The organism is Falsiroseomonas sp. RANM36, from assembly GCF_056682175.1.
Map to the genome: position 1 here is coordinate 62,941 of NZ_JBWXTD010000002.1, position 8,101 is coordinate 71,041.

Consider the following 8,101-nt stretch of genomic DNA (forward strand, 5'->3'; position numbering starts at 1 on the left):
CCCCCCCTGCCCCCCCGCCCCGGGCCTGCCCCCGCCCCCCGGGGCGGGCCGCGGGGCCCGCCCCCCCCCCCGCGGCGGCTGCCGCGTGCTGATCCTCTCCCCCACGCGCGAACTGGCCAGCCAGATCGCCGACAGCCTCAAGGCCTATGGCCGCCATCTCGGCCTCTCGGTCGCGGTGGTGTTCGGCGGCGTCGGCTACGGCCCGCAGCGCAGCGCGCTGGCGCGCGGCGTGGACATCCTCGTCGCCACCCCGGGCCGCCTGCAGGACCATCTCGACCAGGGCACCGCGCGGCTCGACCGCGTGGAGGCGCTGGTGCTCGATGAGGCCGACCAGATGCTCGACAAGGGTTTCTGGGCCGCCATCCGCCGCATCCTGCCGGTGCTGCCCAAGGTCCGGCAGACCCTGTTCTTCTCCGCCACCATGCCGGCCGAGGTCTCGCGCCTGGCGCATGAGATCCTGAAGGATCCCGTGCGCGTGGAGGTCACGCCCGTCGCCACCACTGCCGAGAAGGTCGAGCAGAAGCTCATCCTCGTCGAGCAGTCCGGCAAGCGCGGCGTGCTGGCCGAGCTGCTGCGGATGGACGGCGTCGGCCGCGCGCTCGTCTTCGCGCGCACCAAGCACGGCGCCGACAAGGTGGTGAAGAACCTCGCCGCCGACGGCATCGCCGCCAACGCGATCCACGGCAACAAGAGCCAGCCGCAGCGCGAGCGCGCGCTCGCCGAGTTCCGCAGCGGCGCCGCCCCCGTCCTCGTCGCCACCGACATCGCCGCGCGCGGCATCGACGTGGACGGCGTGACCCACGTCATCCAGCACGACATGCCCGACACGGCCGAGGCCTATGTGCACCGCATCGGCCGCACCGCGCGCGCCGGCGCCTCCGGCATCGCGATCGCGCTGTGCAGCCCGGATGAGCGCGAGAAGCTCTGGCAGGTCGAGAAGCTGATCCGCCAGGAGATCCCGCGCGAGGATCGCCGCCAGGATGTCTCGGCGCCCATGCACCGCACCGCCGGCCGCCCCGACGCGGTGAAGCCCGCCGCCGGCGGTCGCGGCCGCCCGCAGCAGCAGCGCCGCCCGCCGCAGGGCCAGGGCCCCCGCCGCGATGCGCATGCGTCGAAGCCGCAGGCCCGCGGCGGCGCCGCATCTGCGCCGCGTGGCGGTGACGCGCCGCAGCGCCGCCCCGCCGCGGCCGCCGCTCAGCCGGACCGCAAGGACCGGAGCTGGCGCGAGGCCGATTTCCGCGACGGCGGCAGCGCCCCCGCCTTCCTCCGCCGCGGCCGCTGAACGCAGGGATCGGGGGCGCTGCCCCCGAAACCCCCGCCGGGGACGATGATCGCCCCCGGGCCCCTTCATCCGTCGAAACACCCCATGCGCGAAACCGTCCTGGCGAAAGGCGAGCTCGCCACCATCGTCATCGTCACCACCGCCGCCGGCACCGAGGTGCTGGACGGCGAGGACGAGCTTCTGGAATCCCACCCCGAGGATCGCCACGCCGAGATTCTCGCGCGCTACCTCGCCGAGGGCTGGGAGATCGAGGAAGACGGCCCTTGAGCCGTAACCGCTACAGGATCTGAACTACGCGACCTTCCGCGTCTCTCCCGCGAAGGGGCTGAGCCCCAGCCATTGCTCGATGCTCCGCGCCAACGCGGCATCGCCCAGTAGCTCCACCTGATTTGCCGCGACCTCCCGGCCCACCGTCGTCAGCCCCATCCAGATCGCCGTCAGCGCGCGCAGCGAACCGACCACGTAGAGGTCCACCTCGAAGCCCGGGTCCACCGAGCACAGATCCACCGTGCCCTGGTCGATCACCAGCCAATGGTTCCGCCGGCTTTCCGGCACGTCCGACAGCTGGAACGCGATGGTGCAGCGCCGCGGCGGCAGCGGCTTCGGGTTGAGGTTCCGCCGCATGTCCCACATCAGCAGCGACGGATCGAGGTTCTTCAGCGACACCTGGCTCTCGATCCAGCGGTGCCCCCAGAACCCCATGCCCATCACGATCGGCCGCAGTTCCTCCCCCGCGGGCGAGAGCCGATACTCCACCACGCCGCGGTCGCCCGGCGCCGCCACCACCACGCCGGCGGCCTCCAGCTCCTTCAGCCGCTTCGACAGCAGGGCAGGGGACATGCGCGGCACCCCGCGCCGCAACTCGTTGAACCGCGTGCTGCCCGCGAGCATCTCGCGCAGCACCAGCACCGTCCAGCGCGAGCAGAGCACCTCCGCCGCCATCGCCACCGGGCAGAACTGCCCGTAGCTGCCTTTTTCTTCCACGGCCGGCCTCCCATTTTATGCGCAGCATCTTACCAGGGCCGGGCCGCCCGACGGCAGTTCATTTCCTGAACTGGAAATGCGACGCGCCGAAGCGTGATGCTCCCCCTGCCAGAAAGGCACGGGAGCAACCGCCATGAACGTCATCGCCACGCCGGCCAAGCCTGACGCGATCCTGACCGAAGGCCCGATCGCCGAGCGCGCCCACCGCCTGGTCCCGCACCTCGCCGCCGGCGCCGCCGAGGCCGACGCGCAGGACCGCTTCGTCGCCGAGAACTACGCGCTGCTGAAGCAGGCCGGCCTGGTCGAGGCCGGCGTCCCCACCGAATTGGGCGGCGCCGGCGCCGGCGTGCGGGAGCTTGCCGAGATGCTGCGCATCCTCGCGCATGGCTGCTCCTCCACCGCGCTCGCCTTCTCGATGCACACCCACCAGGTCGCGGTGCCGGCCTGGCGCTGGCGCCACCAGACGCTCGCCGCGATGGAGCCGCTGCTGAAACGCATCGCCGCGGAGCGCATCATCCTGCTCTCCTCCGGCGGCTCCGACTGGCTGCCCGGCTCCGGCAAGGCCGAGCGCGTCGAGGGCGGCTTCCGCATCACCGCCCGCAAGGTGTTTTCCTCGGGCGCGCCGCTGGGCGACCTGATGATGACCGGCGCGGTGCTGCATGAGGACGGCGCCGACCACGTGCTGCACTTCGCCGTCAACATGAAGGCGCTCGAGGTGAAGGTGCTGGACACCTGGCGGGCGCTCGGGATGCGCGGTACCGGCTCGCACGACGTCGCGATCGAGGGCCTCTTCATTCCCGATGCCGGTGTCGCGCTGAAGCGTCCCGCGGGCCAGTGGCATCCGCTGTTCCACATCATCGCCACCATCGCCTTCCCGCTGGTCTACGCCGTCTATCTCGGCGTCGCCGAGCAGGCCCGCGACCTGGCCGTGACGCTGGCGAAGCGCCGTGTGCCGACCGAGGACGTCCTGCACCTCGCCGGCCGCATGGACACGTCGCTCCGCGCCGCGCGCCTGGCGCACGACTGGATGCTCCAGACCGCCGAGCGCAATGCGCCGAGCGCCGAGAGCATCAACGACGTGATGACCGGCAAGGCGCTGGTGACGGAGCACGCCATCCGCACCGTCGAACTCGCGCTCGAACTCTCCGGCGGCGCCGGCTTCCACCGCGCCGCGGGGTTGGAGCGCCTGTTCCGCGACATCCAGGGCGCCCGCTACCACCCGCTCCAGGCCGGCCCCCAATCCCGCTACGCCGGCGCGATGGCCTTGGGCGCGCCGGTGGAGCGCATCTTCTGACCGGCACGTCCCCGTTCTTGGCGCGTCGAGCAGAGGGCAAGCTCGACGCGCGCGGAATAGAGGGGGCTCCGCGCCGCAAAAGCCCCGCTGGGGGCAATGGGCGACGTGCTTTCCTCGCTTCAGCGGCGAGAGCCCGTCGAAGCGTATGCCCACCTGATCAGGACGTGCAGCGTGTGATCGTTCCGGTTCAAGAAGCCGAGGATCGTGATTCCGCCTGGCCTGCTTCTTCGGACCGAGCTGCAAGGAAGCACCTGGTAGGGTCCCACGGACCCGCCCGCCTCTTGGTCGACTGGAATGAAGGCACAGACATATCTGCCGGACATGTCGCGCTCATTCGGCGTTCTCTGCCGCGAGTGATGGCCTCTTTCGACACGGTAGGAGTCGGCCGTCCGCAACCTCCGGGGGAGCTCCCTCCAGTCAAGCGCGTCGTCCACAATGTTGAACCGATCAATCATGATGTGGTTCCAACTGCTCACTCGGAAATCGAATGAAATATCCCGCAATGAAGGAGGCCTGTCTTGAACAATATCAAATTTATGCGGCGAGAGATCATATAGTGCCTCTATGTGCGAGATCGGCGTTCCCCTTGACGTATGTCGCCGGATAAACGCTGGGGCAGTTTTTCCATCAATATTGAACAGCGTTTCGACGAGATTTTCAGAATTGGCCTTCGCCTTCATCTCGGCGTGGAGAAACCACAGGCCGACAACAACGATGACGCCAGCTGCAAGGATGGCTTCGCGCAGTGTCTTGATGCGGCCATAATGGAATTTTGCGCCGACGACCACGATCGAAGCAACGATCATCAATACTGGTGCGGGGATCTCCACGGACGTCACCGCAGTTCCGCGGGCAGGCTGATCCCCGCGGCACGCATCAGCGCGGGCAGCGTGGCGAAGGCGGGCTTGCCGGTCTCGAACCGGTCGCGCCACCATCCCGTCGATGTGCCGCTCAGGCCGGCTGAAACAGTGATCTTCGGCATCAGGACCAGCCCCAGAAGGCTGTAGGAGACCGATGTCTGCTGCCACACCCGCGCCAATCCACCCTGCGCGGCGCGCGCATAGACACCGGCCCGGTTCACCATCGTGCCCGCGGCAATCGGGGAAAGCGTCGAGGGAACCGGAAAGGCCCCCCGGTCGATGACCATGAAGGCCAGGTCGGCGTCGCGGAGGGGCGCCTCGGCCGCGACGAGGCAATAGCCCTGCTCCAGCATGGTCGCGTAACGGCCGGAAACCGTGCCCGGCGTTCTCTCGCGGAAATTCCGCCCATGGGTGTTGGCGCCGGCGGAGCGGTTCCCCGGGGCGGGACAGGTCGCACGGCGATCAAGGATGTAGCTGTAGCCTCGCATGGCCGGATCGGGCGCGGCCTGGCCGGCGCTCAGCGGCACCATCAGCACGCGCGCCGCGTCTCCGCTCATCAGCAGATGGAGACAGATCTGATCGCAGAGCGACGAACGACCCCGCGCGGAGATGAGCGCCAAGGTCTGATCCGCCCCGCGTGCAAGATGCCCCGGTCCTGCCGGATGCCCCGTATCGCTGCTGATGAGGCCCGCGACTTGCGCCTTGATCTCGGCGTTGTGCGCCACAGGAATGATCAGCAGCAGCATGCCGGCCGCCGCAATGGATACTGCGGCATTCCAATCCCTGAATGGCGGAACGAAACGCCAGATCAGGTAGCCGGCCACGATCACGAGCGCGATGGCCGGGATTGCCGCAACGAGGAGGGCAATCGGAATCCCGATGACCGAGATCATGCCGGCGACGTAGATGATGTGCCCGATCGGGGAGGCGAGCAAAAGTCCCAGAACGCCTGAAATGACCGCCAGGATCAGGAAGGCCTTCCCAGATCTGCGCCCAGAATTGCTGGCTTCTGCACCTTCATGTCGCATGGCCGTGCCAGTCCTTATGATCGCATGGCACTGGGCCGGTAATTCGATTAGAGTATGATTGCGATTATATAGTGCTGGGCGAAGTGTGCTCTATGGCGCGACCGGCGGCGCGCTCTTCGCCGCCGGCCAGTCCGGCGCCGCGTGGCTCCGGATATCGTCAGGGCAAAGAACCAGCATGGCCGCAGAGGATCATGCGGCGTCACTTCGGTAAATGCCTGTCCTGCGTGCTTTTTTGTGCGAAATTGCGTCGAGATGGGAGGCAATACATCTTGCCCGGCTTTCGCGCGCTTGAGGCGGCCGATGCCAACCCGGAGCCCGCGGCGCCTTCAGGGGGCCGAAACTGTCAGCCGTGGCAGGCTGGCGTCACTTGGGGATCGTTACCTCGCCGCCCCACCTCGTGCGCCATCTGCCAGCGTCCGCGACGGCGCCTTCCTCGGCCCAGTAGAAACCCTCGCCGGTCATGCCGTTGTACCGCCCGGTGCCGCCAACCACGGTCCATTCGCCGATGCGCCGGAAACGGTCGGCCGAGGGTGCAGCGACGTCATTGCGGGTCATCCGGTATCGGAGCATCCAGATATCGCGTCCCTCGCCGAATACGCAGACCCCGTTCGCCTCCTGAGCGAGTTCGGACCTGTAATTCGCGCCCCGGCACTCGATCCTGCCGGCAGGGATCGGGCCGGAGATTGGCTCGAAATCGCCGACCATCGTGACCGTTTGCCAGACATTGCCGGGCACCGGCGCCCAAAGGTCCTGCTCGTAGCGATAGGTGTGCGTGCCCGTGAACTGCTCCCCCGCGAAGGCGGGAACGGCGACGGTGGCGATGAGCGCGGCCAGAACCGTGATCTTCATGTGGCACCTCGCAGCCGGCCGAAGCCGAGTTGAACTGCTGGAACATTCGGACCCAATCCGTTGAGGCCGGCAATTCTTCGATAGCGCGCCGATCCCGCAATCGCGCCAAGCCCGCAATTGCGCAAAGAGCGTATGGGCGATCCGGTGGCTCGTGCAACGGCGATGGCGACGGACGATGACGGCGAAGATCACCCTCCCGTCGGCCACGGGCCCGCGAATCCAGCGTGCGCCCGCCTGCACCCCCGGGACCTTACCCGAAAACCTCCCCCCACGCCGCCATCAGCGCCGCGTCGGCCTCTTCCATCGTCGCCAGCACGCCCAGCCGGTGCAGGCTCGTCACCCCATGCTCCGCCACCCCGCAGGGCACGATGCCGCCGAAATGGGACAGGTCCGGGTCCACGTTCAGCGCCACCCCGTGCCAGCTCACCCAGCGCGTCACCCGCACGCCGAGCGCTCCGATCTTGTCCTCGGTCCCGCGCGCCCGGTCCGTCACCCAGATCCCCACGCGCCCCTCGCGCCGCTCCCCGCGCACGCCAAAGCGGTCCAGCGCCCGGATCAGCCATTCCTCAAGCCCGTGCACGTACTCCCGCACGTCCCGCGCGCGCACGGATCCATGCGGCCGGGTCAGGTCCAGCATCACATAGCCCGTCCGCTGCCCCGGCCCGTGATAGGTCCACTGGCCCCCACGCCCCGCCGCAAACACCGGGAACCGCCGGTCCAGCAGGTCGTCCGGCCGCGCCGAGGTCCCCGCCGTGTAGGTCGGCGGATGCTCCAGCAGCCACACCAGCTCCTCCGCCTCCCCGGCGCGGATTGCGGCCACGCGCGCCTCCATCGCGGCCATCGCCTCGGCATAGGGCGTCAGCCCCTCGGAGACGCGGAACGCCACGGACGAGGCTGTTTCCGGGGGCGTTGTCGGGTCGAATGTCATGGTCTATACGCGCCGCCTCTACCGGTTTTGCGGTCGTGGCGGAATGGTAGACGCGCCAGCTTGAGGTGCTGGTGGGGGCAACCCCGTGGAAGTTCGAATCTTCTCGACCGCACCATCCATGCCGCCCGGCGGCCTCCCCGCGCATCCCACCGGCCCAGGCCGTTCACGGCAAGTTGAGGTGCTGCGGCCGGCGGCGCGTCACCGAATTGCGCCTATTCTCCCGCTGTGATGCGCCGTAGGCCACACGCGCCATGTCTCCAGACACGACCTTGCCGCTGAGGGCGGTCGCGGCGCCGGCGCCACCCGCCCCGGGGGCGGCCGGCGATGGCGGGCGCCTCCTCGACCCCCACCACCAGCCCGGCGGCATCCAGCCGCATGCGCTGCTGCTCGTGCTGCATCCCGCCACGCTGGACGTGCTGCAGGTGGCCGGCGATGCGGCCCTGCTCGGCCCCGGGCCGGCGGCGCGGCCCGGCGTGCCGCTCGCCACGCTCTTCGACCCCGCGCCCCGCGCCGTCATCGGCCGCCTGCTGGCCCAGCGGCCGGAAACCAGGCTCCACGCGGCCGAGATCGCGCTGCCCGATGGCGGCCGGCTCGACGTCACCGTCCAGCATGGCGAGGCCGGCGTGCTGCTGGAGATCGAGCGCCTCGCCGCCCCCGGCGCGCCGCCCGCCGCGCCGCTGCCGGCGCTGGCCGCCATCGCCGCGCGGCTCGAGGCGGTCTCGGGCCTCGCCGCGCTCTGCCAGGCCGCCGCGGAGGAGCTCCGCCGCTTCTCGGGCTTCGACCGCGTGGCGCTGCACCGCTTCGACCCCGCCGGCGACAGCCAGCTGGTGGCGGAGGCGCGCGCCCCCGGAATTCCGCCCGGCGCGCCGCCGCGCG

General features: G+C 69.6%; 9 protein-coding genes and 1 tRNA gene. 5 read left to right on the forward strand and 5 right to left on the reverse strand.

Annotated elements, in window-relative coordinates; translation table 11 throughout:
- Positions 1 to 85 precede the first annotated feature (85 nt).
- A complete protein-coding gene (locus AC1MIR_RS01155; protein WP_480026355.1) occupies positions 86 to 1,282 on the forward strand; it encodes a DEAD/DEAH box helicase in 1,197 nt (398 codons plus the stop codon).
- Positions 1,283 to 1,366: 84 nt separating this feature from the next.
- Positions 1,367 to 1,549, forward strand: a complete 183-nt coding sequence (locus AC1MIR_RS01160; protein WP_480026356.1) for a hypothetical protein — start codon at positions 1,367 to 1,369, stop codon at positions 1,547 to 1,549.
- 24 nt (positions 1,550 to 1,573) lie between these two features.
- Here the strand turns inward: AC1MIR_RS01160 and AC1MIR_RS01165 are convergent, their stop codons facing one another.
- The gene (locus AC1MIR_RS01165) at positions 1,574 to 2,266 is read right to left on the reverse strand and encodes a winged helix-turn-helix transcriptional regulator (protein WP_480026357.1); all 693 of its coding nucleotides are present in this window, start codon (positions 2,264 to 2,266) and stop codon (positions 1,574 to 1,576) included.
- Between the two features lie 133 nt (positions 2,267 to 2,399).
- Here AC1MIR_RS01165 and AC1MIR_RS01170 point away from each other — a divergent pair, with 133 nt between their 5' ends.
- Complete coding sequence (locus AC1MIR_RS01170) at positions 2,400 to 3,560, forward strand: acyl-CoA dehydrogenase family protein (protein ID WP_480026358.1); 1,161 nt, start codon at positions 2,400 to 2,402, stop codon at positions 3,558 to 3,560.
- Positions 3,561 to 3,679: 119 nt separating this feature from the next.
- Here the strand turns inward: AC1MIR_RS01170 and AC1MIR_RS01175 are convergent, their stop codons facing one another.
- The 4 genes from AC1MIR_RS01175 to lipB form a co-directional block, all read right to left on the reverse strand.
- Positions 3,680 to 4,399 carry a hypothetical protein gene (locus AC1MIR_RS01175; protein WP_480026359.1) on the reverse strand — a complete coding sequence of 240 codons (720 nt, stop codon included), beginning with the start codon at positions 4,397 to 4,399 and terminating at the stop codon, positions 3,680 to 3,682.
- Positions 4,396 to 5,448, reverse strand: a complete 1,053-nt coding sequence (locus AC1MIR_RS01180; protein ID WP_480026360.1) for a hypothetical protein — start codon at positions 5,446 to 5,448, stop codon at positions 4,396 to 4,398. The genes AC1MIR_RS01175 and AC1MIR_RS01180 overlap by 4 nt, the downstream gene beginning before the upstream one ends.
- Positions 5,449 to 5,811: 363 nt before the next feature.
- Positions 5,812 to 6,297, reverse strand: a complete 486-nt coding sequence (locus tag AC1MIR_RS01185; RefSeq protein WP_480026361.1) for a hypothetical protein — start codon at positions 6,295 to 6,297, stop codon at positions 5,812 to 5,814.
- Positions 6,298 to 6,547: 250 nt separating this feature from the next.
- Entirely contained in the window at positions 6,548 to 7,225 is a 678-nt protein-coding gene (gene lipB, locus AC1MIR_RS01190) for a lipoyl(octanoyl) transferase LipB (RefSeq protein WP_480026362.1), read from the reverse strand.
- 29 nt (positions 7,226 to 7,254) lie between these two features.
- On the opposite strand from lipB, the gene AC1MIR_RS01195 reads away from it, so the two are divergent.
- Together AC1MIR_RS01195 and AC1MIR_RS01200 are read left to right on the forward strand one after the other, a co-directional pair.
- Positions 7,255 to 7,340 (forward strand) — tRNA-Leu (locus tag AC1MIR_RS01195).
- Between the two features lie 154 nt (positions 7,341 to 7,494).
- The coding region (locus tag AC1MIR_RS01200; protein ID WP_480026363.1) for a hypothetical protein at positions 7,495 to 8,101 on the forward strand (607 nt) is incomplete at its 3' end.

What these genes read in the sequence shown, in the direction of transcription:
- AC1MIR_RS01160 (WP_480026356.1), top strand. Translation starts at nt 1,367, where the DNA reads ATGCGCGAAACCGTCCTGGCGAAAGGCGAGCTCGCCACCATCGTCATC.
- AC1MIR_RS01170 (WP_480026358.1), top strand. Translation starts at nt 2,400, where the DNA reads ATGAACGTCATCGCCACGCCGGCCAAGCCTGACGCGATCCTGACCGAA.
- AC1MIR_RS01180 (WP_480026360.1), bottom strand. Translation starts at nt 5,448, where the DNA reads ATGCGACATGAAGGTGCAGAAGCCAGCAATTCTGGGCGCAGATCTGGG.
- AC1MIR_RS01185 (WP_480026361.1), bottom strand. Translation starts at nt 6,297, where the DNA reads ATGAAGATCACGGTTCTGGCCGCGCTCATCGCCACCGTCGCCGTTCCC.
- lipB (WP_480026362.1), bottom strand. Translation starts at nt 7,225, where the DNA reads ATGACATTCGACCCGACAACGCCCCCGGAAACAGCCTCGTCCGTGGCG.